At 60.1% G+C, this 24494-nt stretch carries 26 protein-coding genes; 16 read left to right on the forward strand and 10 right to left on the reverse strand.

The features are described 5' to 3' along the window. Nucleotides 1-22: 22 nt before the first annotated feature. Nucleotides 23-874, reverse strand: a complete 852-nt coding sequence (gene queF, locus ACT5M9_RS17155) for an NADPH-dependent 7-cyano-7-deazaguanine reductase QueF (RefSeq protein WP_457980165.1) — start codon at nt 872-874, stop codon at nt 23-25. Nucleotides 875-964: 90 nt separating this feature from the next. On the opposite strand from queF, the gene syd reads away from it, so the two are divergent. Continuing rightward, entirely contained in the window at nt 965-1513 is a 549-nt protein-coding gene (gene syd / locus ACT5M9_RS17160) for a SecY-interacting protein (RefSeq protein ID WP_457980163.1), read from the forward strand. 82 nt (nt 1514-1595) lie between these two features. On the opposite strand, the gene ACT5M9_RS17165 is transcribed toward syd, so the two are convergent. The 5 genes from ACT5M9_RS17165 to ACT5M9_RS17185 all read right to left on the reverse strand — a co-directional run bounded on the left by ACT5M9_RS17165 (nt 1596) and on the right by ACT5M9_RS17185 (nt 4532). Further along, nucleotides 1596-2381, reverse strand: coding sequence for a Zn-ribbon-containing protein (locus ACT5M9_RS17165; RefSeq protein WP_457980161.1), 786 nt, complete (start codon nt 2379-2381; stop codon nt 1596-1598). A gap of 5 nt (nt 2382-2386) precedes the next feature. Next, nucleotides 2387-2677: a hypothetical protein gene (locus ACT5M9_RS17170; RefSeq protein WP_457980159.1), complete on the reverse strand. Its 291-nt coding sequence runs from the start codon at nt 2675-2677 to the stop codon at nt 2387-2389. Between the two features lie 111 nt (nt 2678-2788). After that, nucleotides 2789-3025, reverse strand: a complete 237-nt coding sequence (locus ACT5M9_RS17175; protein WP_438550241.1) for a DUF2789 domain-containing protein — start codon at nt 3023-3025, stop codon at nt 2789-2791. Between the two features lie 69 nt (nt 3026-3094). Next, nucleotides 3095-3391, reverse strand: coding sequence for a DUF3301 domain-containing protein (locus ACT5M9_RS17180; protein WP_438550240.1), 297 nt, complete (start codon nt 3389-3391; stop codon nt 3095-3097). Nucleotides 3392-3503: 112 nt separating this feature from the next. Then, on the reverse strand, nt 3504-4532 hold the full coding sequence (locus ACT5M9_RS17185; RefSeq protein WP_457980621.1) for a DUF3549 family protein: 1029 nt from the start codon (nt 4530-4532) through the stop codon (nt 3504-3506). Nucleotides 4533-4742: 210 nt separating this feature from the next. On the opposite strand from ACT5M9_RS17185, the gene ACT5M9_RS17190 reads away from it, so the two are divergent. From ACT5M9_RS17190 to ptsG, 7 genes are all read left to right on the forward strand, one after another. Further along, nucleotides 4743-5078: a YqcC family protein gene (locus ACT5M9_RS17190; protein WP_438550238.1), complete on the forward strand. Its 336-nt coding sequence runs from the start codon at nt 4743-4745 to the stop codon at nt 5076-5078. Between the two features lie 118 nt (nt 5079-5196). Beyond that, nucleotides 5197-5943 (forward strand): tRNA pseudouridine(65) synthase TruC, encoded by a 747-nt coding sequence (gene truC, locus ACT5M9_RS17195; RefSeq protein ID WP_457980156.1) that lies wholly within the window; start codon nt 5197-5199, stop codon nt 5941-5943. Between the two features lie 184 nt (nt 5944-6127). Continuing rightward, entirely contained in the window at nt 6128-6568 is a 441-nt protein-coding gene (locus tag ACT5M9_RS17200; protein WP_457980154.1) for a flavodoxin, read from the forward strand. A 220-nt stretch (nt 6569-6788) separates the two neighbouring features. Beyond that, nucleotides 6789-6965, forward strand: coding sequence for a hypothetical protein (locus ACT5M9_RS17205; RefSeq protein ID WP_520395644.1), 177 nt, complete (start codon nt 6789-6791; stop codon nt 6963-6965). 126 nt (nt 6966-7091) lie between these two features. Further along, nucleotides 7092-8348, forward strand: coding sequence for a maltoporin (locus ACT5M9_RS17210; protein WP_457980152.1), 1257 nt, complete (start codon nt 7092-7094; stop codon nt 8346-8348). A 90-nt stretch (nt 8349-8438) separates the two neighbouring features. Then, nucleotides 8439-9416 (forward strand): MalM family protein, encoded by a 978-nt coding sequence (locus ACT5M9_RS17215; RefSeq protein WP_457980150.1) that lies wholly within the window; start codon nt 8439-8441, stop codon nt 9414-9416. Between the two features lie 426 nt (nt 9417-9842). After that, nucleotides 9843-11276 carry a PTS glucose transporter subunit IIBC gene (gene ptsG / locus ACT5M9_RS17220; protein ID WP_438550233.1) on the forward strand — a complete coding sequence of 478 codons (1434 nt, stop codon included), beginning with the start codon at nt 9843-9845 and terminating at the stop codon, nt 11274-11276. A gap of 245 nt (nt 11277-11521) precedes the next feature. Here the strand turns inward: ptsG and ACT5M9_RS17225 are convergent, their stop codons facing one another. From ACT5M9_RS17225 to map, 4 genes are all read right to left on the reverse strand, one after another. Continuing rightward, nucleotides 11522-11905: a DUF3461 family protein gene (locus ACT5M9_RS17225; RefSeq protein ID WP_438550232.1), complete on the reverse strand. Its 384-nt coding sequence runs from the start codon at nt 11903-11905 to the stop codon at nt 11522-11524. Between the two features lie 133 nt (nt 11906-12038). Beyond that, nucleotides 12039-12866 (reverse strand): 2,3,4,5-tetrahydropyridine-2,6-dicarboxylate N-succinyltransferase, encoded by an 828-nt coding sequence (dapD, locus tag ACT5M9_RS17230; RefSeq protein ID WP_438550231.1) that lies wholly within the window; start codon nt 12864-12866, stop codon nt 12039-12041. A 135-nt stretch (nt 12867-13001) separates the two neighbouring features. Then, the gene (gene glnD, locus ACT5M9_RS17235) at nt 13002-15677 is read right to left on the reverse strand and encodes a bifunctional uridylyltransferase/uridylyl-removing protein GlnD (RefSeq protein WP_457980147.1); all 2676 of its coding nucleotides are present in this window, start codon (nt 15675-15677) and stop codon (nt 13002-13004) included. Nucleotides 15678-15728: 51 nt separating this feature from the next. Continuing rightward, nucleotides 15729-16517, reverse strand: a complete 789-nt coding sequence (gene map / locus ACT5M9_RS17240) for a type I methionyl aminopeptidase (RefSeq protein ID WP_438550229.1) — start codon at nt 16515-16517, stop codon at nt 15729-15731. Nucleotides 16518-16875: 358 nt separating this feature from the next. On the opposite strand from map, the gene rpsB reads away from it, so the two are divergent. From rpsB to rseP, 8 genes are all read left to right on the forward strand, one after another. Further along, the gene (gene rpsB / locus ACT5M9_RS17245; protein WP_005303470.1) at nt 16876-17604 is read left to right on the forward strand and encodes a 30S ribosomal protein S2; all 729 of its coding nucleotides are present in this window, start codon (nt 16876-16878) and stop codon (nt 17602-17604) included. Between the two features lie 104 nt (nt 17605-17708). Next, nucleotides 17709-18590, forward strand: a complete 882-nt coding sequence (gene tsf, locus ACT5M9_RS17250) for a translation elongation factor Ts (RefSeq protein ID WP_438550228.1) — start codon at nt 17709-17711, stop codon at nt 18588-18590. 71 nt (nt 18591-18661) lie between these two features. Further along, nucleotides 18662-19396, forward strand: a complete 735-nt coding sequence (gene pyrH, locus ACT5M9_RS17255) for a UMP kinase (RefSeq protein ID WP_349921360.1) — start codon at nt 18662-18664, stop codon at nt 19394-19396. Nucleotides 19397-19583: 187 nt separating this feature from the next. Next, nucleotides 19584-20141 carry a ribosome recycling factor gene (gene frr, locus ACT5M9_RS17260; RefSeq protein WP_438550227.1) on the forward strand — a complete coding sequence of 186 codons (558 nt, stop codon included), beginning with the start codon at nt 19584-19586 and terminating at the stop codon, nt 20139-20141. A 72-nt stretch (nt 20142-20213) separates the two neighbouring features. Further along, a complete protein-coding gene (uppS, locus tag ACT5M9_RS17265; RefSeq protein WP_438550226.1) occupies nt 20214-20990 on the forward strand; it encodes a polyprenyl diphosphate synthase in 777 nt (258 codons plus the stop codon). Nucleotides 20991-21016: 26 nt separating this feature from the next. Beyond that, nucleotides 21017-21874: a phosphatidate cytidylyltransferase gene (locus tag ACT5M9_RS17270; protein WP_438550225.1), complete on the forward strand. Its 858-nt coding sequence runs from the start codon at nt 21017-21019 to the stop codon at nt 21872-21874. Next, nucleotides 21874-23070 (forward strand): 1-deoxy-D-xylulose-5-phosphate reductoisomerase, encoded by a 1197-nt coding sequence (gene ispC, locus ACT5M9_RS17275; RefSeq protein WP_457980144.1) that lies wholly within the window; start codon nt 21874-21876, stop codon nt 23068-23070. The genes ACT5M9_RS17270 and ispC overlap by 1 nt, the downstream gene beginning before the upstream one ends. Nucleotides 23071-23128: 58 nt before the next feature. Next, a complete protein-coding gene (rseP, locus tag ACT5M9_RS17280) occupies nt 23129-24481 on the forward strand; it encodes a sigma E protease regulator RseP (RefSeq protein ID WP_457980142.1) in 1353 nt (450 codons plus the stop codon). Nucleotides 24482-24494: the final 13 nt, after the last annotated feature.

The raw sequence follows: 24494 nt of genomic DNA on the forward strand, positions 1-24494 counted from the left end.
CTTTCCATGTACGCAATCCGACTCACTGACGGATGAGGCGCAGGTTCGCGGGAACCGGCTCCCAGTCGCTGCGGAAGGGGTTGATGTCCAGCCCGCCGCGGCGGGTGTAGCGGGCATAGACGGTCAACTGCTCAGGGCCGCATAACTGCTTGAGATCCATGAAGATGCGCTCGATGCACTGCTCGTGGAACTCGTTGTGCTGGCGAAACGAGATGAGATAGCGCAGCAGCTTCTCCCGGTCCAGGCGCGGGCCACGATAGCGGATCACCACAGAACCCCAGTCCGGCTGGCTGGTGACCAGACAGTTGGACTTGAGCAGGTGGCTGTGTAGGGTCTCCTCGACTCGCTCACTACCCGCCGCCCCCTGCAACAGGGTCTGGTCGAACTCGTAATGGTCGACCTCGATATCCTGCTCATCGATGCACTCACCGGGCAGGGTGGCGATCTTGTGGGGAGCCTGGTCCAGCGCAAACAGGGTGACCTGCACGGGGGCACCGGCGCAGGCGCTCAGGTCCCGGGTCAGCATAGCCTGCACCGCGTCCATGGAATCGCAGCGGGTCTGGTTGAAGGAGTTGAGGTAGAGCTTGAACGACTTGGACTCGATGAGGTTGGGGCTCCGGGCCGGCACGGATACCTCGCCGAGGGCCACCACGGGCTTGCCCCTGGCATTGAGCCAAGAGAGCTCGTACAGGGTCCAGACGTCGCAGCCTTCGAAGGGCAGGTTCGCATCCCCAAGGCCGAGATCGTCGCGGTTCAGGCTGCGGGGCACGGGTTGCAGCAGGCTAGGGGTGTACTGGCTGATGTAGGCCGCCTGCTGGCCCAGGCTCAGGCCCTGCAGCGCGCTGGCGCCCGCGTATCTCTCTTGTTTGCTCATGCTTGTCTGCCCAGGTGTTTGATGGTGCAATAGCCGGATTTTTCGGTCATTCAGAGCGGCTATTTGGGGTCGTTATTGTGGGGGATTTCGATGTCGGATCAAGTCTTGTCTGCCCTTGAGCAGTTTTTTTTACGCTGGCAGCGCGATGGGGAGGCGAGGCGAGGGCTGCCTCTGTGCGAATGTGAGGCTGAGTGGCGCTCCCCTTGCGAGCTGGATGAGCCCAAGGAGGGCAAGGTGGCCTGGCGCCCGCACCAACGGCGTGAGCCGGCGGACTTCAGTGCCATGAACGGGGCCCTTGAGCTGACCCTGCATCCCGCCGCCACCGCCCTGTTCGGCCACTGGTTCAGCCGCCCCATCCCCTGCCTCTACAAGGGGCTGCGCATCGAGCTCATCCTGCCCTGGAACGAGGCGGACCTGGACTTGCTGAAAGAGAACCTCATCGGCCACCTGCTGATGCTGCGCAAACTCAAGCGCTCGCCGTCGCTCTTCATCGCCACCACCCGCAACGAGATGACCCTGGTGTCCCTTGACAACGAAACTGGCCAGGTGTGGCTGGAGTGGCTGGATTCCGGTCGCCGCCTGATCCTGGCCCCCTCGCTGCCGGCCTTCTTGGAACGGCTGGAAACCCTGCCCCAGTGAGCGGTCACTGACGACAAGGCCCTTGCCATCTGGCAAGGGCCTTCTGCTTTGGGGTTTTTTCCATGGCGTCAGGGATCGCCGACTAATCCTTGAAGTCCCAGGAGAGGTTGGACACCAGGCGGCAGGGATCGCACTTGAAGTCGAAGATCTCGTGCAGGGGGGCGCTGAGCGCCCAGTCGCCGCCGCAACCCGGACAGGGGCGGCGACGCTCCTGCTCGGCGCTGAGGCCACCGACCCGGTAGAGGTAGTAATAGGTCGGGATGCCGGTGAGGGCCTCCAGCCGCCTGACCAGATCGCTGCCACGGCGATGCAGCCGGCTGCCTACTTCCCCGATCTCGTGCAGGGCGGCGTGTTCGGCGATGGAACCGTTCATCTGCAGCTGATCGCAGGCCTCCCAATCCTCCTGCCACTTGATGATCTGCTTGTGATCGCCGTTGGCGATGGGGGGCAGGCGGTAGAGCGGGATGGGGGCGAAGTGGTCGCCACAGCGCAGGGGCGAGCAGCTATGCAGGAAGCTGGTGTAGAGCAGCATCCAGCCGGGCCGCTCGCCGTCGTGGCCGCAAGGATCCGTGCTGTCGGAGAGCAAGTCCATGCCCTGCAACTGTACCTTGGGGGCCAGCAGCCCGGCCTGGTGCAGACCCTGCTCGGCCAGGGCGACCTGCTCGCTCTGGTTGTCCGGGTGCAGGCTGTCCTGCTCCGGGCAGACCACCCGGCTGATGAAGCAGCCCTCCTGCATGCTGGTGGGAAACTCCCGCCCCAGGATCTGGCCCTGATAGCGCAGCATGTCGAGGTAGTTGACGATGGCGCCCTCGGCCTCGCCGAGGGAGGTGTCGCGGTAGCACTCGAAGTGCAGCTCGAGTATGTACATGAGCCTTATTCCGCGCGCTGCAACAGCAGGGCGGTCAGGCGATCGACCTTCTGCTCGAGGCGGTTGAGCTGATCGCTCAGATCCTGCAGGTTGATCCCGTCGGGTTGGGGCCGGTCCACCATGGGTTCGGCGGTAGGCTCGGTGGCGTGTGGTTGCTGCTTCCACTGGCTCAACACCTTGAGCAGCTCGGCCATGGGCACGGGCTGGCTGAGGCGCGCCTTGACCATGGCGGTGGAGGGGGTGATCCCCTTGGCACTCAGCTCGTTGGCAATTCGGATGATCTCTTGGGCTGACATCTGGGTTTCTCACTGCGACCGGCTGGGGTCGTCTTGCTGCTGGCGAAATAAGGAAGGGAGAGAGCTTAATCAAAGCCTGCCCGTCAGGAAAGCAGGCTCGATATCGCGGGGCTAATTGGGCTGGCGCAGCATCACATCCAGCTGGTCGATGGCTTCCGACCAGTCAGAGTCATGCCAGAGGGCATCGCGCAGGAAACCGGCCTGGGCCGGGCTCCAGAAACTGGCCTCCGGCAGCAGGGTCTGGTTGTCCAGGCTGTGCTCACGGATGAAACGGTGCAGGCTCATCTCGTCATTGGCAAGGCCGAGCTGGGCGAAGAGGGCGGCCATGTCGTGGGTCAGCAGTTCCATTTCGTCTCTCCTTGGCGGGATTTTCGAAATTATAGCCCCGTGTGCCGGCACCGCCCTGCATGGGGAGGCTCAGGACGGCATGCGATGGGGGGGCAACTCGACCCCAGCCACATGCAGCCCCTGCATGCAGAGCTGGCCCTGATAGTGGCTCTCACCGTCGCTTGAAAACTCGAACTGGTAATAGGTGAGCAGGCGCAGCGGCTTGTGTCCCAGCGCCCTGTGGGTGCGGGCCAGGGAGAGCAGTTGCAGATCGTGATGCTGGCAGTAGCGTCTCATGTATTGCCAGGCGATCTCCGCCTGGCGGCGCTGTTGCCAGAAGGCGCCACCTGCGAGCAGCAGGATCAGGATTCCGAGCATTTCTCCCATCAGCGGGTTCCTTGTGCTGAATATCATCTGTGGTGGCCTGTCGCCGGCTGGCCCGCTGGGGAGCCGCCAGGCGACAGGCCGGTAAATGCCCTGCGCACCAGGGCGAGGTGCACTAGGCCGAGGCGAACAGGCGGCCTATGGCCTGACCCAGGGCATCGCTGCGCTCGGGGTCACGCAGCCTGGCCAGCATATCACCCCGCAGGGCCGGCAGGGTCACCAGCTCGGCAAAGACCTGATTGAAGAACTGGGCAGGTTGCAGCGCGAGCTGCTCCAGGAACAGGCTGAGCAGCGCCGGGGTCGCCAGATCGGGCCAGAGCCGGCCGGCGATGGCGAGCAACAGGGCCGGGCTGGGCTGGGTCTGCAGCAGGGTCAGCAACTTGCTGGTGCGCAGGCTGTTGCCATTGCAGGAGGCGAATGCCCGGCACAGGTAGGCCAGGGTCTCGGCATTGGGTGCCGCGCACTCCTGCTCCTTGCCGATCCGCTCGAGCAGCGCCCCTTGCAGCGCGGGGGGGAGGGGGGCGTTTTCCAGGCTCTGGCACAGAGCGTAGAGCGGGGCATCGGGCAGCCTGGGCAGCGCCTTGCACACCAGCGCCAGGTTGCGCTCATCCTGCAGACGCTCCGCCAGATCGGCAAAGCCTTGCAGCCCCAGGGCCTGCCAGCCGTCCAGCCCCGGTACCGCCAGATAGTGGCACAGGGCATCCAGGTAGGCGGAGGGGGCCTGCTCCAGCTGGCGGGCCAGCTTGGCGTGCAGGCTGGCCATTTTGGCCTCGGCGGGGCGGAAGGTGTAGGGGTTGTCCGCCAGGCGTTCGGCCTTCTCCTCGTCCAGCTCGCCGGTCAGCTTGTAGCCCAGGGTCTCGACCACCTGATCCATGAAGTGCTTGGGGCCTGCGGCGATGAGCAGGCCGCGCTCATCGAGAGCAAACTTGAGGAACCAGAGGTAATGTCTGGCTTCATCCGACTGGAAGAAGTGCACGGCGAGCCAGGCGTGCTGCTGCAAGGGCCAGGGGTAGGGCTCCTGCTGCTGCTCGATGCGCGAGAAGTGATCGCTCGCCAGCGGCCGCACCTGGCGGCCCATGTCGAACAACTGGAACTGGGTATTGGCCTGGGTCAGGAATTCGGTCAGCGTGTTGATGCTGGGAATGGCAGACATGAAGGGATCCGGCAGAGAGTGATGTCGGCGATTATAAGGAGGCGGCGCCAGATAGCCAATGGGGCGGCCCCTCGAGGTGAAAGTGACGGGGCCGTGGCAGCCGGGGGAGGGGCGGTGTATAGTAGCGCCCCTTTTTGATGGGCATGTTTGATGAGTGAGGCCCCATCCCAGGCAGGGTGGGCCCGCGATGAGGAGGTCGAGATGAGTCAATATCTGCTGGTAGCCGGTCTGTTGGGGGAACTCACCGCCGAGTTGCAGCGTCTGGAGCGCTGGCAAGCCGAACATCCGGGGGAGGAGGCCCTGGCCAGCGAGCTGCCGTTTTGCGTCGATACCCTGAGCTTCGATCAGTGGCTGCAGTTCGTGCTGATCCCGCGCATGGAGCAGTTGGTGATGCTGCAGGCACCGCTGCCGACCAGCATCTCCCTCTATCCCATGGCGAGCGAAGTCTATAAGGAGGAGCTGGCCGAGGTGGAAGGGCTGCTGCGCCTCATCGGGCGCTTCGATCTGCTGCTCTCCGGCAAGATAGTGGAGCAATGAGGCCGGCTGAGGGCAGAGGGTGTAGCGGACATAGCGCGCCGAGTATGGGCGACGAGATCCGCCCCCTGCGCTCCTGACAATATAACGTACTAAGTCGTTGCCATTTGGTGGTGTTTTTATGAAGTTAACCCTGCTCTATCAGGATGACTGGCTGGTGGCGGTCAACAAGCCGTCCGGTCTGCTGGTGCATCGCAGCTGGCTCGACAAGGCCGAGACCCGGTTCGCCATGCAGATGACCCGGGATCTTATCGGCGGGCGCCATGTCTACCCGGTACACAGGCTGGACAGGCCCACCTCCGGGGTGCTCTTGTTTGCGCTGGATCCCGTGGTGGCGCGCACCCTGACCGAGTCCTTCGCCGAGCGCCGGGTGCAGAAGGAGTATCTGGCGCTGGTGCGCGGCTGGGCGCCGGAGCAGGGGCTCATCGACTACCCCCTCAAGGAGCAGCTAGACAAGATAGCCGACGCCATGAGCGATCCGGATCGTCCGGCTCAGGAGGCGGTGACGGCGTTTCGCCGCCTGCACCAGGTGGAGCTGCCCTTCGCGGTTTCCAAGAAGCATGCCACCAGTCGCTACAGCCTGGTGCGGCTCTTCCCCAAGACGGGACGCAAGCATCAGCTGCGCCGCCATCTGGATCACCTGTTCCACCCCATCGTCGGGGACACCACCCACGGTGATGGCCGTCACAATCGCTTCTTCCGCGAGCACTATGGCTGCGATCGCCTGCTGCTGGTGGCTCACCGCTTGAGCTTCGAGCACCCCGTGCTCAAGGTACCGATGCGGATCCAGGCACCGCTCGGGCCTGAAGTGCTGGGGCTGTTTGCCAAGCTGGGCTGGCCCGCCAGCGAGAGCGACTACGCCCTCTGACCCCTTTATCATCTGTTGCCTCTGGCCGGGCTGTGGCATGCTGTAAGCCACGTCAGTCAGAGGAACAGGTGATGATTCAACGAGATACCCCGCAAGTCGCCCCATGCCCCCGGCCTGTTTCTAAGGCCTGCCTCCCCAGTGCGCTCGCCCACCTGAGCCACCCTTCCCGCGGGGAGGTGTGCTGATGGCCGAGATAGATATCCTGGTCGGCACCGTTTATGGGTCGGCCATGCTGGTGGCCGAGACCCTGTGCGACCATCTGCAGGCCAATGGCCATGTCTGCCATATCCATGATGAGGCGGAGCTGACCGACATCGCTGCCTCCCGCTTCTTCCTGGTGATCAGCGCCACCACGGGGCAGGGGGACATTCCCCCCAACCTGCAACCTTTTGCCAGCGCCCTGAGCGACAGCGCTCCCTATATGAAAGGGTGGCGCTATGCCCTGATCGCCATGGGGGACAGCAGCTACGAACACTTCTGTGGGGCGGGTCGCAGGCTGGATGAGCTGCTGCAGGAGCTGGCGGCCGAGGCCCTGGTTCCCAGGTTGGAGATCGATGCCACGGTAGAAGATGAACCCGAGGTCGCGGCCCTCGCCTGGCTGAAAACCTGGGAAAATAAGCTCTAATTTTTCCATCCCGATATTCGTAAATTATCCCCCGTGGGCCCGCCTCGGGGGTGCCTTATTTTGGGACTCACTCAACCTTCTTTTTAAATATATCCCTCAGTTTGTCCGGTTATTTTTCCTCTGCAAAACATCCAGCCTTATCCTCGTTATTAAGCGAAGCGGCGACAAAGCTAAAAATTAAAAGTTCCCCATTGAAAGCGATTTCAGTCATGTTTTTGCAATGGAATTGGCATTTGCTGACTTAATTGTCATCGAGAATTATTATTTGAAATCGCTTTCAGTGGTTGCGATGTGCTCTATCTGGCTATTTTGTGGTGACTTATTGCTTCTCTTGGTGATCTTTGAGGTTGTTTTTGCTGGTCGCTGGGTGCGCGTGCGATTTGTCATCGTTTTGTGAATCAGCTCATGTTTGTGGCGAAATTGGCTACTTATAATCGACCCCGGTTATCACCAAAACGTTTTTACGGTGATAAGAACTTGAATATTCAGGATCACACTCCCAGCGGGAATAAGGAAAATGAAAATGAAAGCAAAGTGGCTCCCGATTGCAGCAGCAGTGACCGCTGCCCTGGCTTCCCAAGCCGCCTTCGCCGTTGATTTCCACGGCTACTTCCGTTCAGGTATTGGTGTCTCCGAAGATGGTGACATGCAAACTTTCGATAAACAGAAAGTTGGACGTCTGGGTAATGAAAATGAAACCTATGGCGAAGTTCAGCTGGGGCAAGAAGTCTTTAACAAGGATGGTAAGTCCTTCTATGTGGATTCAATGGTTGCGATGCAAAGCAACCAGTCGAATGACTGGGAGAGTACTGATACTGTATGTAACTTTGATACTAAACAATGTGAAAATGATGCCACCTTCGCATTGCGCCAGTTCAATGTTCAAGCTAAAGGGGTGCTAGGTTTTGCACCGGAAGCCACCCTCTGGGCCGGTAAGCGTTACTACCAACGTCACGACATCCACATCTCCGACTTCTACTACTGGGACGTGTCCGGAGCTGGTGCCGGTATCGAAAACATCCAAGCCGGTCCGGGCAAATTCTCCTTGGCTTGGACGCGGAGTGATGCTGGTGAGCTGAACAATAATATTCTGGATGCTCGTTATGCTGGTATACCGCTCTGGAGTGATGCTTCCTTGGAGTTGGGTGTTGACTATGCCATTGCCAACCCGACAGATGATCAGGAAAAGCTCAACAGCGACATAAAAGATGGTGTCATGCTGACTGCTGAACTGACTCAGAACCTGCTGGGTGGTTTCAACAAGACCACACTGCAATACATGAGTGACAGCTATGCTACCTTGCCGATTTATTACGGTTCTGGTAACTGGACCAGTCAAGATGGTGCCAGTGGTGATGGCTTCCGTATCATCAACTGGGGGGTGCTGCCGGTCGGTGACAAGGTAGAGTTCGGTCATCAGCTGGTTTATGGTCAGTCCAATGACGTGACCATCAACGGCGTGGCTGGCTCTGATGCCGATACTTTCTCCGCAGTGGTTCGTCCCATGTACAAATGGGATGAGATCCAAAAGACCATTTTGGAGCTTGGCTATTATCGAGATACCCAAGACGTCAAGGGGCAGGATAGCCAGGATCGGAGCGGTCAGAAATACACTATTGCACAGGCTTGGTCTGCCGGTCCTAGCTTCTGGGCGCGTCCGGAAATTCGTGTGTTCGCCTCCTATCTGAAGTCTGGCGGTGATAATGGCCAGACTTTCAATGGCAGTAATAACGATGACAACACTTGGAACTTTGGCGTACAAGCGGAAGCCTGGTGGTAAGCAGTATCTTCAGTTAAGTTAGTCACTGCCCCCTTATGGGGGCAGTTTTGTTTCGCCGGATTTGGCCATCGGGTTATGGAGATAAGAAGAATGAAACTGGTAAAGATGTCTATCGCGGCCGTGGTTACCGCGCTGTTGGCCGGTTGTTCCGGTAGCATGGTGGTTCCCGTTCAGGAGCACGCCTCCATCCTGAGTAATGCCGATGAGGCCAAGCAGGTGCTCGCCCAGGCGACCAACTGCTGCAAGGGATTCAACGAATTCAACTATGTCGCCCTGCCAGAGGGAGACACGCTGCTGGCCATCGATGGCAAGCAGCCCAGTTATCAGTTTGACGAGGGCATGAGCTATTTCGCCGCCTATCGTCTGCCGACCAACACCGGCAACCTGGCCATCACGCTGGCCTCCCAGGTCAGCAAGACGGTACTGGTTCCCAAGGTGATCATGCTGGATTCCCAGTTCAAGGTGACTCGCGTGCTGGGTGAGTCTGTCTTCACCTACCAGCCGGCCCACCTGCTCGACAATGACCGCATCGAAGGCAAGGTATTCATCGACCGCAGCATGCCGGGCAATCCGGCCGCCGAGACCTACATGGTGGTCTATGCCCCGGCCGATGAGCTTGCCGGCAGCACCACCATATTGCACCCGGCCAAGGCCTTTGCCCGCGCCAATCATACCGTCGAGCCGGATATCGCCGACCCCGTCATCCCGCACTCTCCCTGGGGCCTGGTGCAGATAAAAACCGTCGACATGGCCAAGGGCCAGGGCATCGAAGCCGTCTTCAAACCCGAGTATTCAGACAAGGTGGCGATGAGCCAGGCCAAGCCGGCCACCACCGCCGTGGCAGCGACGGCGGCAACTGCCACCACGGCCGCCGTGGTCGCCCCCAGCAAGCCGGCTCCGGCCATGCTGAGCGAGACCGAGGCCTTCTACAACAGCCAGATCGAGAAGGCGGTCAAGGCTGGCGATATCGACAAGGCGATGCAACTGGTGAGCGAGGCCGAACGGGCCGGTTCGACCAAGGCGAAGTCGGTCTTTATCGATGCGGTGAAGCGTTCACAGAAGAACTAAATAACCGTAATTTGTCAGACTAATATTTATTTGAGGCCTCCTTGTTGGAGGCCTTTTTAATCGGTAGACTAGATCATAGAAAATAGCAATGCGTTACATTTTGTTACCTTGAGTTTCTTTTTGTATTAATGAGATTCCCTAAAATACAATAGGAAACAGCACTCCATATTTATCCGTAATACTATAAAGATGCGGAATAATATTCTGAAAATCAGATAATCTCCCTCCTCTGAATATCTTGTGATCTCTCCTCCAAATTCATTATTCCCTTCGGCCCGATGGAAGAAATTCCGATATTGCTGGGTTATATTCAGCTGGTCAAAATAAGCAAACCCGGTCGAATTCAGTACAAGGTCAGATGACGAAGGCTGCCATCTATAAATTGACTGGATCGTGTACGGAAAAAATCCATTCAGGAGCGCACACATGTTAAAAAATGCTTTCTCTAATCTGCAAAAGGTCGGTAAGGCGCTGATGCTGCCCGTATCCGTCCTGCCTGTTGCAGGTATTCTGCTGGGGGTGGGTGCTGCCCACTTCAGCTGGTTGCCGGAAATTGTTTCCCAGTTGATGGAGCAAGCCGGTGGTTCCGTATTCGGTCAGATGGCCTTGCTGTTCGCCGTGGGTGTGGCCCTTGGCTTCACCAATAACGACGGTGTATCCGGTCTGTCCGCCATCGTGGGTTACGGCATCATGGTCGCCACCCTGAAGGTGATGGCGCCTGTCATGGGTGTCGAGAGCATCGATACCGGTGTACTGGGTGGTATCCTCGCCGGTGGCGTCGCCGCCTGGGCGTTCAACCGCTTCTACAAGATCCAGCTGCCCGAGTACCTGGGCTTCTTCGCCGGCAAGCGCGCCGTGCCCATCATCACCGGTTTCGTCTCCATCGGTCTGGGCGTGATCCTGTCCGTGATCTGGCCGCCGGTAGGGGGTGCCATCGGTGCCTTCTCCGACTGGGCCGCCAACCAGAACCCGGTACTGGCCTTCGGCATCTACGGCGTGGTTGAGCGCTCCCTGATCCCGTTCGGTTTGCACCACATCTGGAACGTGCCTTTCTTCTACCAGGCGGGTACCTGTGTCAACGCGGCCGGTGAAACCGTTCACGGTATCATGACCTGCTTCCTGACCGCTGATGACGCCTCCCGCGCTGCCGGCAACGGCTTCGGTCAGCTGGCCGGTGGCTACCTGTTCAAGATGTTCGGTCTGCCTGCTGCCGCCTTTGCCATCGCGCACTGTGCCAAGCCGGAAAACCGCGCCAAGATCGTAGGTATCATGGCCTCTGCCGCCCTGACCTCCTTCCTGACCGGCATCACCGAGCCCATCGAATTCTCCTTCCTGTTCGTGGCGCCGGTACTGTACGCCATCCACGCTCTGCTGGCGGGTCTGGCCTATGTGCTGACCAACTCCCTGGGGATCGTACACGGCCACACCTTCTCCAACGGCTTCATCGACTTCGTGGTGCAATCGCCCCGTGCCGATCACATGCTGCTGCTGGTGGGCCTGGGTCTGGTCTACGCCGTCATCTACTACGTGGTCTTCACCGTGGTCATTCGTGCCATGAACCTGAAGACCCCGGGTCGTGAAGACGAAACCGCTCAGGAAGCCACTGCTGCCCAGAGCAAGGACGAGATGTCTGCCGCCCTGGTGACTGCCTTCGGTGGTAAAGAGAACATCGCCTCCCTGGACGCCTGCATCACCCGTCTGCGTGTCGGTGTGAAGGACGTGGCCAAGGTTGACCAGGCTGGTCTGAAGAAGCTGGGCGCCGCCGGTGTGGTGGTCGCAGGTTCCGGTGTTCAGGCCATCTTCGGTACCAAGTCCGATAACCTTAAAACCGAGATGGATATCTGGATGAAGAGCAACTAATCGTTGCCTGACATCGAGAGTTCCGAAGAGGGAGGCGCAAGCCTCCCTTTTTGTTGGGCACTATCCGTGTCAGGCAAAGGGGGGTTATCCCGGCATAACTACTCGAAGGTGCTGGGCCCGACGGGACATAAAGGCTCTAAGGTGGCAGAAAAAGCAGGCTGCTGATGTTGAGTGCGGTGGACGGTTTTACTGCTTTTGACGCGAAAAAGGCGCCTAATGGCACCTTTTTTACGATGGGTGGGTGTTTACAGCTTCTCCAGATCCCGCTCTATCTCGCTGATCTTGTTCTGCACCACCTTCTCGAGGTGACGGAGGTCCCGCAATATCTTCTGCTTGATGTCCTGATCGATCTCGACATGCAACCCCTGGGTCAGGTTGTCCAGCTCATCGACCACGTACTTGAGGTTGGCGTTGATCTCGGTGACATCCTTGTACTCGTGGGTGCCCGAGTCGATCAGTATGGTCTTGCGCTGGCGCGGATACTTGAACTTGACACTCTTGGCGAAGAACTCGCCCTTCTGCTTCTTGAAGTAGATCTTGAGGATATCGTGGTTGGCCTCCTGGCGTAGGGTGTAGCTGTCCACGGAGGCGGGATCCTGGATCCCCAGGCTCTTCAGGTTCTCGTACATCGGGCTTCCTCGGTTTGAAACGTTCCTGACCCATCTATCTTAACCGAGTCGTCATGGCTTGCCTGTGACAGGGGCGCCAAAACAAAAAAAGGCGCCATTAGGCGCCCTTCTTGCTTCAGTATTCAACCGCTGATTATTCGTCGATGGAACGCAGCAGGGCGTTGATGCCGACCTTGGCGCGGGTCTTGGCATCCACCTTCTTGACGATGACGGCGGCGTACAGGCTGTACTTGCCGCACTTGGAGGGCAGGGAGCCGGAGACGACCACGGAACCCGCCGGTACGCGGCCGTAGTGGATCTCGCCGGTCTCGCGATCATAGATGCGGGTGGACTGGCCGATGAAGACGCCCATGGAGATGACGGAGCCTTCCTCGACGATCACCCCTTCCACGACTTCGGAGCGAGCACCGATAAAGCAGTTGTCCTCGATGATGGTCGGGTTGGCCTGCAGCGGCTCCAGCACGCCGCCGATGCCGACACCGCCGGAGAGGTGGACGTTCTTGCCGATCTGGGCGCAGGAGCCGACGGTGGCCCAGGTGTCGACCATGGTGCCTTCATCGACGAAGGCGCCGATGTTGACGTAGGAGGGCATCAGCACGGTATTGGGGGCGATGAAGGAGCCTTTGCGGGCAGTCGCCGGCGGCACCACGCGCACGCCGGCAGCCTTGAACTGCTCGGCGCTGTAGTCGGAGAACTTGAGGGGAACCTTGTCGTAGTACTGGGCGTCGTCACCCTTGATGATGCCGTTGTCATTGATGCGGAAGTAGAGCAGTACCGCCTTCTTCAACCACTGGTGAACCACCCACTCGCCGGCGATCTTCTCGGCGACCCGGGCACGGCCTGCGTCCAGCAGCTCGATGGCCTCCAGGATGGCGCTCTTGGTGGCGGCATCGACGGAGCCGGGAGTGATGGTGTCGCGGCGCTCGAAGGCCGCTTCTATGGTCTGTTGCAACTCGGTCATGACAGGTTTCCTTTAAAAAATTCCGTTTGTTGTATCACACTTTTCCAATTGTTTTTAAGGGCCCCGGCCGATTTCTTCGAAAGAGCGGCAGTTTATTGTCCATTGTTCGTTCAAGGGCTTGTTCCGATTGATAAATTAGAACTCAATATGGCGTCTGCCGAGACCCTCGTCCGTCCCCTCATCCCCGTTCTCGGAAGGGTTTAGCTGATTGACCAACCGCTCCTCCAGGGCCTGTTGCTCGGACTGGGTCAGGGGTTCCCCGGCCAGCGTGGTGAGACTGAAGAAGTCCTCCACCCGCTCGCCTATGGTGGTGATCTTGGCCGCATGCAGGGACAAGCCGCACTGCTGGAACACAGCGCCGATGCGGGCCAGTAAGCCGGGGGTATCGAGGGCCGTCAGCTCCAGCAAGGTGTGACGGTTTTCCCCTTTGTGGGGCAGGAACACCACCCGGGTCGGCACGCTGAACTGGCGGTGGCGCCGGGACAGGGGCTTGCTGCGCAGCACCAGCTTGCCCGGCTCCTGCAGCGCCTTCTCCAGCGCCTTCTTGATGGTGGCGGTGCGGTTCGGGCTGATGGGATCCCCGGTCGGCTCCAGCACGATGAAGGTATCCAGCACGTAGTCGTTGTGGGAGCTCATGATCTGGGCGTCGTGGATGTTGAGATTCTTCTGATCCAGCGCCGAGGCCACGGTGGCGAACAGGTTCGGGGTGTCGCGGCAATAGATGAACACCTCGCTGCCCCCGCGGGTGGGTTGCTTGCCGATGGTGACAAGGGGAGCAGGGTTGTCGCCGTGCTCGATGATCTTGCGGCTGTGCCAGGCGATCTGCTCCGGGCTGTGGCGCAGGAAGTAGTCGGCCTTGAAGTCGCTCCAGAGTGCGTTGACGCTCTCCTCCGGTACCTCCCGCTGGGCCAGGAGCTGCCTGGCCTGGCGCTGGTTCTCGCGGATCTTGAGGCGCATGTCCGGCGGATTCTCCAATCCCTGGCGCAGCGCCTTCTGGGTGGCGAAGTAGAGCTCCCGCAGCAGGGTACCCTTCCAGTCGTTCCAGAGGCTGTCGTTGGTGGCGCAGATGTCGGCCACGGTGAGGCAGTAGAGCAGGTCGAGGTGCAATTCGTCCCGCACCTTCTGGGCGAAGTCGGACACCACCTCGGGGTCGTAGATGTCCCGGCGCTGGGCGGTGACCGACATCAGCAGGTGGTGGCGCACCAGCCAGGCCACCAGGCGGCTCTCGTAGCGATCCAGCCCGTGCAGCTGGCAGAACTCCAGGGCATCCACGGCGCCGAGTTCGGAGTGATCCCCACGCCGCCCCTTGGCGATGTCGTGGAACAGGGCGGCGATGCTGAGCAGCTCCGGCTTGCGCAATTGGGTGAACACCTCGTGGCAGAGCGGGTGGGTCTGGCGGCTGGCCGGGTTCGCGAAGCGGTGGATGTTCTGGAGCAGGCGATGGGTGTGCTCGTCCACCGTGTAGGCATGGAACATGTCGAACTGCATCTGGCCGACGATGAGGTTCCACTGGGGCAGATAGGCCGCGAGGATCCCGTACTTATGCATAAGAGTGAGCGGCTGGCCGATGCCGTTGGGGTGGCGCAGCAGCGCCATGAAGAGGCGCCGGCATTCGGGCAGATCCTGCAGCCAGCAGTTGAGGGTACGCCTGGCTTCCCGCAGCTGGCGCAGGGTGGCGGAGTGGATGCCGGCGATGTCGGGGTGCTGGGCTATCTGGTAGAAGAGCCGCAGTATGGCGGCGGGATCCCGGCCAAACAGCTCGGAGTCCACGGCGTCGATGAGGCGGCCCCGCAACTGGAACTCGTCGCTGATGCGGCGCACGTCCATGGCGGTGTTGCCGAGGATGGCCTCGTCAAACAGCTGCAGCAGCATCTCGTTGAGCTCGGCTACCCGTCGCACCGTCTGGTAGAAGCGCTTCATCATCTGCTCGACCGGGCCGTTACCCTCACCCTCGAAGCCGAGCATCTGGGCCACGGTGCGCTGGCGATCGAACAGCAGGCGGTTGTCCCCCTTGTTGATGGCCATGTGCAGGGCGAAGCGCACCTTCCACAGGAAGTTCTGGCAGTCCAGCAGCTCCCTGTACTCGGCCCGGTTGAGGAAACCGTGGCTGGTCATCTCGAACAAGGTGGTGGCGCCGAAGTGGCGGCGGGCGACCCAAGCCAGGGTCTGGATGTCGCGCAATCCCCCCGGGTTGCTCTTGAGGTCCGGCTCTAGCTTGTAGGCGGTGCCGAGGAACTGGCGGTGGCGCTGGGTCTGCTCCTCGCGCTTGGCGCGAAAGAACTCCTCGCTCGGCCAGAAGTGCTGGGGCTGGGTGGCGGCCTGAAGTTGCTCGAAGCCCTCTTTGCGGCCGGTGATGTAGCGCGCCTCGATGAGGTTGGTGGCGACCGTGATGTCGGCGCGCCCCTGTTCGATGCACTCGCTCACGTTGCGCACCGACTGCCCCACCTCCAGCTTGAGATCCCACAAGAGGGTGATGAACTCGCCGATGCGCAGCCCCAGCACCTCGTCGAGATCCTCCCCCTCGTAGAGAATGAGCAGGTCGATGTCGGAGTGGGGGTGCAGTTCCCCGCGGCCATAGCCCCCCACCGCGATCAGGGTGAGAGAGGTCTTGTCGAAGCCGAACTTGTGCCACAGCCGGGTCAGCAGCGCATCCATATATTCGGAGCGGGTCGCCACCAGTTCGATGATGTTGTCACCGGCGTCGAAGCGTGCGTGCAGCCAGGCGAGGAAACGGCTCAGGTACTCCTTGCAGTTCTCGCGGCTGAGCTGATCGTCGGGCAACAGGTGGGGGGAAAGCAGGCTGGCGTCCATGGCATCTCGTCGTCTTGAAAACACAAACCCCGGCATGGCCGGGGTTTGATGTTAACTGTGTTTGATGACGCGGTCGATAGTGTCATCGGGGCGCAGGGTCATCACCTCGCAGCCATCCTCGGTCACCAGCAGGGTGTGCTCCCACTGGGCGGAGTCGCCGCCATCCTTGGTGGTCACTGTCCAGCCATCCTTAGGATTGATGCGGCAGTGATACTTCTTGCTGTTGACCATGGGCTCTATGGTGAAGCACATGCCGGCCTTCAGCTCCAGCTTGCCGCCGTTGCGGTAGTGCAGGATCTGCGGCTCCTCGTGGAACTCGGCACCGATACCGTGGCCACAGTAGTCACGCACCACGGAGAAACCGGCCTGCTCGACGATGGGCTGGATCACGGCACCGATCTCGGTGATGCACATGCCGGGACGCACCCGCTTGATGGCGGCGTAGAGGCTCTCCTGCGCCACCTTGCACAGCTGACGGCGCAATGGTGTGGTCTGGCCGACGATGAACATGGCGGAGGTGTCGCCGTGGTAGCCATCCTTGATGACGGTGATGTCGATGTTGAGGATGTCCCCTTCACGCAGTTTCTTGTGATTGGGGATGCCGTGGCAGATTACATCGTTCACCGAGGTGCAGATGGACTTGGGGAAACCGTGGTAGTTCAGCGGAGCCGGGACGGCCTGCTGCACGTCGACGATGAAGTCGTGGCACAGGGTGTTCAGCTCGTCCGTGGTCACGCCGGCCTTTACATGGGGGGCGATCATGACCAGCACATCGGCTGCCAGCTGGCAGGCAACGCGCATTTTTTCGATCTCTTCGGGAGTCTTGATGGTGATGGACATGGATTCTCTCTTGCGGCCTGGCCTCTCATCGGAGGATGACCAACCAGGTAATGAAAAATAGATGCGTTTGCAATCAGGACAAAATTTTATCCCCAACCCCCGCTCACTTCCAGTGTGATCGTCATCTCAGCGTCAGCCAGCGGTCGCACCCTGGCTCGGGAGGGGGGATTTTTAGGCAGCCGGCCGGTGGTATCCGGGACAAACTTATGGTATAAAGCGCGCCGGAATGGGGAACTTGTTCCTCGCTCCATCACCCTTACTTAAACAACACACACACATCGACACCTGTACCGGGGTGCCCCTCTGGGGTCGGTTACATGGGATGTGTGGAGGCCTAACCCCAATACAGAGGTATAAAATGGCTAAAGTTTCTATGCGCGACATGCTGCAAGCCGGCGTCCACTTCGGTCACCAGACTCGTTACTGGAACCCGAAAATGAAGTCCTACATCTTCGGCGCCCGCAGCAAGGTTCACATCATCAACTTGGAAAAAACCGTTCCGATGTTTGACGATGCCATGAACTTCATCAGCTCCGTAGCTGCCAAGAAAGGCAAGGTACTGTTCGTAGGTACCAAGCGTGCCGCGTCTGAAGCCGTTAAAGAAGCCGCTGAGCGTTGCGACCAGTTCTATGTTAACCACCGCTGGCTGGGCGGCATGCTGACCAACTGGAAAACCGTTCGTCAGTCCATCAAGCGCCTGAAAGATCTGGAAACCCAGAGCCAAGACGGTACCTTCGACAAGCTGACCAAGAAAGAGGCGCTGATGCGTACTCGCGAAATGGAAAAGCTGGAGAAGAGCCTGGGTGGTATCAAGAACATGGGCGGTCTGCCTGACGTTCTGTTCGTTGTCGATGCCGACCACGAGCACATCGCTATCAAAGAAGCCAACAACCTGGGTATCCCGGTAGTTTCCATCGTTGATACCAACTCCAACCCGGACGGCGTTGATTACGTCATCCCGGGTAACGACGATGCTATCCGTGCCGTACAGCTGTACCTGAATGCTGCCGCTGACACCGTACTGGAAGCTCGCGCTCAGGACATCGTTGTTCAAGCCGAACAAGATGGCTTCGTTGAAGCTGAGTAATTGATAAGGACTGAAAAGCCCTTATTAACCAAGCTGATGTAATTGGTTAGCAGGGGCCCTTGTGGCCCCTGTTTCTTGTCAATTCAAGACCGAGGATACTGGACATGGCAAACATTACCGCCGCCCTGGTAAAAGAACTGCGCGAGCGTACCGCCGCTGGCATGATGGACTGCAAAAAAGCGCTGGAAGAGGCCGCTGGTGATATCGAGCTGGCCATCGAGAACATGCGCAAATCCGGTCAGGCCAAGGCCGCCAAGAAAGCTGGCCGTATCGCCGCTGAAGGCGTGATCTTCGCCCGTACCGAAGGCAACGTTGCCGTCATGATCGAGCTGAACTGCGAGACCGACTTCGTTTCCAAGGATGCCGGTTTCCTGGCCATGGGTCAGAAGATCGTCGAGATCGCTGCTACCCAGAAGATTGCCGACATCGACGCCCTGAAGGCTGCCGACTTCGGTAACGGTGAGTCCGTCGAACTGACCATCACCAACCTGATCGCCAAGATCGGTGAGAACATGAACCTGCGTCGCGTGATGCTGGTTGAAGGCGACAACCTGGGTACTTATGTACACGGTTCCCGCATCGGTGTTATCACCAAGCTGGCCGGTGGTTCCGACGAGCTGGCCAAAGATCTGGCCATGCACGTTGCTGCCAACAGCCCGCAATTCGTCAAGCCGGAAGACGTGTCTGCCGAAGTCGTTGCCAAAGAGCGCGAAATCCAGATCGACATCGCCATCAACTCCGGCAAGCCGAAAGACATCGCCGAGAAGATGGTTGAAGGCCGCATGAAGAAGTTCACCGGTGAGGTTTCCCTGACTGGTCAGCCGTTCGTGAAAGATCCTTCCATGACCGTTGCCGAGCTGCTGAAGAAAGAAGGCGCCGACGTTGTTTCCTTCACCCGTTTCGAAGTGGGCGAAGGCATCGAGAAGCAAGAGACCGACTTCGCTGCTGAAGTAGCAGCCCAGATCGCGGCCGCTCAGAAGGCCTAATCGAACCGGTTTTTCCGTTTCCCCAGACCGCGACTTATGTCGCGGTCTTTATATGACCAGGAATCAGTGACATGAGTACCAATCCCAAGCCTGCATACAGACGTGTTCTTCTGAAGTTGAGTGGTGAAGCCCTGCAAGGATCCGAGGGTTTCGGCATTGATCCGGCGGTGCTGGAGCGGATGGCCCAAGAGATCAAAGAGCTGGTTGAGCTGGGTGTTCAGGTTGGTCTGGTCATCGGTGGCGGCAACCTGTTCCGTGGCGCCGGTCTTGCCAAGGCGGGCATGAACCGCGTGGTGGGTGACCACATGGGCATGCTGGCGACCGTCATGAACGGCCTGGCCATGCGTGATGCCCTGCATCGTGCTTATGTGAATGCCCGCCTGATGTCGGCCATCTCCCTGCAAGGGGTCTGCGACTCCTACAGCTGGGCCGAGGCCATCAGCCAGCTGCGTGCCGGCAAGGTGGTGATCTTCTCCGCCGGTACCGGCAATCCCTTCTTCACCACCGACTCTGCAGCCTGCCTGCGCGGCATCGAGATCGAAGCCGACGTGGTGCTCAAAGCCACCAAGGTCGATGGCGTGTTCACCGACGATCCGGTCAAGAATCCGGATGCCGTGCTGTATCACGAACTGAGTTATGATGAAGTTCTTGAAAAAGAACTCAAGGTAATGGATCTTGCAGCCTTTACCCTGGCCCGTGACCACGATCTGCCGATCCGGGTGTTCAACATGAACAAGCCGGGTGCCCTGCGCCGTGTCATCATGGGAGAGCCGGAAGGCACCCTGATCCATCAGGCAAGCAAATAAGATAGCGTCAGTCATCGGACATTCTTATCCCTGGCTGGCCAATCGGGTTAGAGTGGGCAACCATATGCACTGGCTCATGACGCCAGCTGACAAGATAACCTGGGTCATTAGGCGTGCTTATCCATTACGCCAGTCAATAAGATAGACACGAGCCGCGTGCCGGCTCGTTCGCCAAAAGGAAAACACTGTGATCAACGAGATTAAAAACGACGCCAAGGACCGTATGGCCAAGAGCGTGGAATCGCTCAAAACCCAGATGTCCAAGATCCGTACCGGCCGCGCTCATCCGAGCCTGCTCGACGGCATCCAGGTGGAGTATTACGGTGCCGCCACTCCTCTGAAACAGTTGGCCAACGTCGTGGCGGAAGATGCCCGCACGCTCTCCATCTCCATCTTCGATCGCTCCATGATCCAGGCGGTGGAAAAAGCCATCCTGACCTCCGATCTGGGCCTGAACCCCTCCAGCAACGGCCAGACCCTGCGCGTGCCCCTGCCGCCGCTGACCGAGGAGCGTCGCCGCGATCTGACCAAGATCGTCCGCGCCGAAGCGGAAGGTGCCCGGGTTGCGGTGCGCAACATCCGTCGTGATGCCAACGCCGACTTCAAGTCCCTGCTCAAGGACAAAGAGATCTCCGAAGACGACGACCGTCGTGCCCAGGAAGAGATCCAGAAGCTGACCGATTCCTTCATCAAGCTGGTAGACGAAGCGCTGGCTGCGAAGGAAAAGGAGCTAATGGAAATCTAAGCCTCCGACAGGTATATTACGAGCGCCGTGTAGTGCCCCTGCACGGCGCTTTTGTCTTTGTGGGAGAAATGAATGTCGCTTTTGGCAGCGCTGGGCGATAGCGCCAGCTCGTCCTTGCCTCGTCACGTTGCCATCATCATGGATGGTAACGGCCGTTGGGCTCAGAACCGTGGCAAGATGCGGGTATCGGGTCACAAGGCGGGTGTGAAGTCCGTCCGTGAAGCCGTGACCTTCGCCGCCCGCGCCCAGATGGAGGCGTTGACGCTGTTTGCGTTCTCCAGCGAGAACTGGCGCCGCCCGGAAGGGGAAGTGAATGCCCTGATGGAGCTGTTCATGACGGTGCTGGGCCGCGAGGTGAACAAGTTGCACAGCAACGGCATCCGGCTCAAGGTGATCGGTGATACCGCCCGTTTCAGCGAACGGCTGCAGGCCAAGATCGCCAAGGCGGAGGCGTTGACCGCGGCCAATCAGGGGCTGACCCTGAACATCGCCGCCAACTACGGTGGCCAGTGGGACATCGCCCAGGCCGCTCGCAAGCTGGCCCGTGCCGTGGCGGCCGGCGAGCTGGACGCCGAGGCGATCGACGAGTGTGCGCTGGGCGGACAGGTTTGCATGGCCGATCTGCCGCCGGTGGATCTGCTTATTCGTACCGGTGGCGACCATCGCATCAGCAACTTTGTGCTGTGGCAGCTCGCCTATGCCGAGCTCTATTTTACCCCGGTATTGTGGCCCGATTTCAACGAGGCCGAGTTCAGTGAGGCGGTTGCCTCCTTCGTGGCCCGCGAGCGTCGCTTCGGGTGCACGGGTGAACAGATACGGGCATTGATCGCCGAGCACCAGACCGGCTAAATCCCGCTCCCAAGAGAGAGGTTCTTTTGCTAAAACAACGAATTATTACCGCATTGCTGCTAGTACCCCTGGTGTTGGGGGCACTGTTTTTTCTGCCATTGAAATTCTTCGCCCTGCTGGCCGCCCTGGTCTTCGTGCTGGCCAGCCGTGAATGGAGCGCCTTCGTCTCTGCCCAGCCGCAACAGTGGTTGCCGCTGGTATTCTGCCTGCTGCTGGGCGCCAGCCTGTACTGGGTGCCGGTGGAGCAACTCTGGATCCCGCACCTGCATCCCCTGCTGATGGGGGTACTCTGGACCGCAGTCAGCTGGTGGGTCCTGGGGCTGTTGCTGGTCCTGCGCTATCCCCAGAGCGCCAAGCTGTGGCAAAAGTCCATCTGGCTCAAATCCCTGTTTGGCCTGGTCACCCTGGTGCCCTTCTTCTGGTCCCTGGTGGCCATCCGTGGTTACAACTTCTATCACGACCCCATGATGGGGGCCTGGATCCTGCTGTTCGTCATGGGGCTGGTCTGGGCGGCAGATTCTGGCGCGTATTTTTTCGGCAAGGCATTCGGCAAACACAAGCTGGCGCCGGCGGTGAGCCCGGGTAAAACCATAGAGGGCATGCTGGGCGGCCTGTTTACCGCGAGTCTCTTGGCGGTCGGCGTCACCTGGTTCATGGGCTTCGTGCCCGCCAAGATGGGGGTGGTGCTGCTCTGCTCCCTGCTGGCGGTGCTTGCCTCCGTGCTCGGCGATCTCACCGAAAGCATGTTCAAGCGCGAAGCCGGCATCAAGGATTCCGGCACCCTGCTGCCGGGCCACGGCGGCATCCTCGATCGTATCGACAGCCTGACGGCGGCGCTGCCGGTCTTCTTGCTCAGCTATCTGCTACTCAGTCAGGAGTTCTAATGTCCAACCTGGTGATCCTGGGAGCCTCCGGCTCCATCGGTCAGAGCACCCTCAAGGTACTGCGACAGAACCCGGGGCGCTGGCAGGTGCTGGCGCTGACGGCGGCTCGCAGCGTGGATGCCATGCTGCGGGACTGTCTCGAATTCTCCCCCCGTTTCGCCGTCATGGTGGATGAGGCCGCGGCGCACGAGCTGGCCGAACGGCTCAAGACCCACGGCAGTGCCACCCGGGTGCTGTCCGGTCAGGCTGCCCTGTGCGAGGTGGCTGCCCACCCCGAGGCTCACAGCGTCATGGCTGCCATCGTCGGCGCCGCCGGGCTGGCCCCCACCATGGCCGCCGTGCGGGCGGGCAAGCGTATCCTGCTGGCCAACAAGGAGGCACTGGTGATGTCCGGGGCCTTCTTCATGGAGGCGGTGCGCGACTTTGGGGCAACCCTGCTGCCCATCGACAGCGAACACAACGCCATCTTCCAGTGCCTGCCCGAGGCCATCCAGCGTCAACCCGGTTTCTGCGATCTGGCGGGTGCCGGCATCAGCAAGATACTGCTGACCGGCTCCGGCGGCCCCTTCCGCTATACCGATATCGCGGATCTGGACCGGGTCACCCCGGCCCAGGCGGTGGCCCATCCGAACTGGTCCATGGGGGCCAAGATCTCGGTAGACTCCGCCACCATGATCAACAAGGGGCTGGAGTACATAGAGGCGCGCTGGCTGTTCAACGCTGCCCCCGAGCAGATCCAGGTGGTGATCCACCCCCAGTCTGTCATCCACTCCATGGTGCAGTACAAGGATGGGTCCGTGCTGGCCCAGCTCGGCAACCCCGACATGTGCACCCCCATCGCCCATGCCCTGGCTTATCCGGCCAGGATTGAGTCCGGTGTGGAACCTTTGGACTTCTTCAGTGTCGGAGAGTTCAGCTTTATCCGTCCCGACTACGAGCGTTATCCCTGCCTGGCGTTGGCCATGGCAGCCTGTCAGCAGGGACAGGCAGCGACGACCTCCCTCAACGCCGCCAATGAGGAGAGCGTCGCGGCTTTTCTTGCAGAGCGGATCGGATTTATGGATATTGCCAGAGTCAACGAGTCCGTCATGGGGGCGCTGGGTGACAGTACCGCCGCCTCCTTGGACGATCTGATTGCGCTGGATGCCGTGGCCCGTGTCCGTGCCCGGCAACTGATTAAGGAGCTTGCTCGATGAAAGGAGTGCAACAGCCGTTCGCGTCCCGTGGCGCCCATGATGTCGGGGTGCCGCACTGATGGGCGGGGTTCTCTGGAATATCGGGGCCTTTATCGTCGCCCTCGGGCTCTTGGTCGCTGTCCATGAATTCGGCCACTTCTGGGTGGCCCGTCGCTGCGGTGTCAAGGTCGAGCGCTTCTCCATCGGCTTTGGCAAGGCTATCTGGCGCCGTATCGGCAAGGATGGCACCGAGTATGTGCTGGCCCTGATCCCGCTCGGCGGCTATGTGAAGATGCTGGACGGCCGGGTCGATGAGCTCAAGCCCGGCGAAGAGCAGCAAGCCTTCAACCACAAGAGCGTCTGGGCGCGGATGGCCATAGTCGCGGCCGGCCCCATGGCGAACTTCGTGTTCGCCCTGTTCGCCTTCTGGCTGATGTTCATGATAGGGGTGCCAAGCGTCAAGCCTGTGGTCGGCGAGGTGCGCCCGGCGTCCATCGTGGCCGAGGCGGGCGTCCTGCCCGGCATGGAAATCGTGGGTGTGGGTGATGAGGCGACCGGTGACTGGGAGTCGGTGACCTACGCCCTCATCAGCCATCTTGGCGACAAGTCCGTGCAGCTCAAGGTGAAGGCGGATGGCGCCGGCTACGCCGTCGACAAGACGCTGATGCTGGAGAGCTGGAGCTTCGATCCGGACAAGGAATCCCCCATCGGCAGCCTCGGCATAGTGCCCCTTGGCGGCAAGGTGCTGCCCGTGGTCGAGGCCATAGTCCCCAAGAGCGCCAGCGAGAAGGCGGGCCTGCAGATCGGGGATCGCATCAAACGGGTAGGGGATGAAGAGATCACCGAATGGGCCCAGTTCGTCCAGCGGGTGCAGCACTCCCCCGAACAGACCTTGCAGGTGACGGTGGAGCGGGCGGGCAGCGATCTGACCCTGGCCCTGACCCCGGATGCGAAGAAGGTGAGAGGGGAGCTGGTCGGTTTCGTCGGCCTGTCGCCGCAACTGGTTCCATTACCGGATGAGTATCGAGTTCTGTTACAGTATGGGCCTTTGCAAGCCCTGTGGCATGGCCTCCAGAAGACCTGGAGCCTGATCACGCTGACCTTTGACATGATTGGCAAGCTGATCGGTGGCATCGTCTCGCTGGATAACCTGAGCGGCCCCATCTCCATCGCCAAGGGCGCCGGCAGCAGCGCCGATTACGGACTGGTCTATTTCCTCGGTTTCCTGGCGCTCATCAGCGTCAACCTGGGGATCATCAATCTGTTCCCCCTGCCGGTGCTGGATGGGGGCCATTTGGTCTACTTCCTCATCGAGGCAGTCACCGGCAAGCCGGTACCAGAAAAAATTCAGGAAGTTGGGTTCAGGATAGGCGCCGCCATTCTGATGTTACTGATGGGCATTGCGCTGTTTAATGATTTCGCTCGCCTCTGAGGCTAGAGCATCA

Source organism: Aeromonas sp. AE23HZ002T15, assembly GCF_054165525.2.

Bases quoted from the DNA above. Each gene is read 5' to 3' on its own strand.
- queF (WP_457980165.1), bottom strand. From the start codon at position 874: ATGAGCAAACAAGAGAGATACGCGGGCGCCAGCGCGCTGCAGGGCCTG.
- syd (WP_457980163.1), top strand. From the start codon at position 965: ATGTCGGATCAAGTCTTGTCTGCCCTTGAGCAGTTTTTTTTACGCTGG.
- ACT5M9_RS17165 (WP_457980161.1), bottom strand. From the start codon at position 2,381: ATGTACATACTCGAGCTGCACTTCGAGTGCTACCGCGACACCTCCCTC.
- ACT5M9_RS17170 (WP_457980159.1), bottom strand. From the start codon at position 2,677: ATGTCAGCCCAAGAGATCATCCGAATTGCCAACGAGCTGAGTGCCAAG.
- ACT5M9_RS17175 (WP_438550241.1), bottom strand. From the start codon at position 3,025: ATGGAACTGCTGACCCACGACATGGCCGCCCTCTTCGCCCAGCTCGGC.
- ACT5M9_RS17180 (WP_438550240.1), bottom strand. From the start codon at position 3,391: ATGGGAGAAATGCTCGGAATCCTGATCCTGCTGCTCGCAGGTGGCGCC.
- ACT5M9_RS17190 (WP_438550238.1), top strand. From the start codon at position 4,743: ATGAGTCAATATCTGCTGGTAGCCGGTCTGTTGGGGGAACTCACCGCC.
- truC (WP_457980156.1), top strand. From the start codon at position 5,197: ATGAAGTTAACCCTGCTCTATCAGGATGACTGGCTGGTGGCGGTCAAC.
- ACT5M9_RS17200 (WP_457980154.1), top strand. From the start codon at position 6,128: ATGGCCGAGATAGATATCCTGGTCGGCACCGTTTATGGGTCGGCCATG.
- ACT5M9_RS17205 (WP_520395644.1), top strand. From the start codon at position 6,789: ATGGAATTGGCATTTGCTGACTTAATTGTCATCGAGAATTATTATTTG.
- ACT5M9_RS17210 (WP_457980152.1), top strand. From the start codon at position 7,092: ATGAAAGCAAAGTGGCTCCCGATTGCAGCAGCAGTGACCGCTGCCCTG.
- ACT5M9_RS17215 (WP_457980150.1), top strand. From the start codon at position 8,439: ATGAAACTGGTAAAGATGTCTATCGCGGCCGTGGTTACCGCGCTGTTG.
- ptsG (WP_438550233.1), top strand. From the start codon at position 9,843: ATGTTAAAAAATGCTTTCTCTAATCTGCAAAAGGTCGGTAAGGCGCTG.
- ACT5M9_RS17225 (WP_438550232.1), bottom strand. From the start codon at position 11,905: ATGTACGAGAACCTGAAGAGCCTGGGGATCCAGGATCCCGCCTCCGTG.
- dapD (WP_438550231.1), bottom strand. From the start codon at position 12,866: ATGACCGAGTTGCAACAGACCATAGAAGCGGCCTTCGAGCGCCGCGAC.
- glnD (WP_457980147.1), bottom strand. From the start codon at position 15,677: ATGGACGCCAGCCTGCTTTCCCCCCACCTGTTGCCCGACGATCAGCTC.
- map (WP_438550229.1), bottom strand. From the start codon at position 16,517: ATGTCCATCACCATCAAGACTCCCGAAGAGATCGAAAAAATGCGCGTT.
- rpsB (WP_005303470.1), top strand. From the start codon at position 16,876: ATGGCTAAAGTTTCTATGCGCGACATGCTGCAAGCCGGCGTCCACTTC.
- tsf (WP_438550228.1), top strand. From the start codon at position 17,709: ATGGCAAACATTACCGCCGCCCTGGTAAAAGAACTGCGCGAGCGTACC.
- pyrH (WP_349921360.1), top strand. From the start codon at position 18,662: ATGAGTACCAATCCCAAGCCTGCATACAGACGTGTTCTTCTGAAGTTG.
- uppS (WP_438550226.1), top strand. From the start codon at position 20,214: ATGTCGCTTTTGGCAGCGCTGGGCGATAGCGCCAGCTCGTCCTTGCCT.
- ispC (WP_457980144.1), top strand. From the start codon at position 21,874: ATGTCCAACCTGGTGATCCTGGGAGCCTCCGGCTCCATCGGTCAGAGC.
- rseP (WP_457980142.1), top strand. From the start codon at position 23,129: ATGGGCGGGGTTCTCTGGAATATCGGGGCCTTTATCGTCGCCCTCGGG.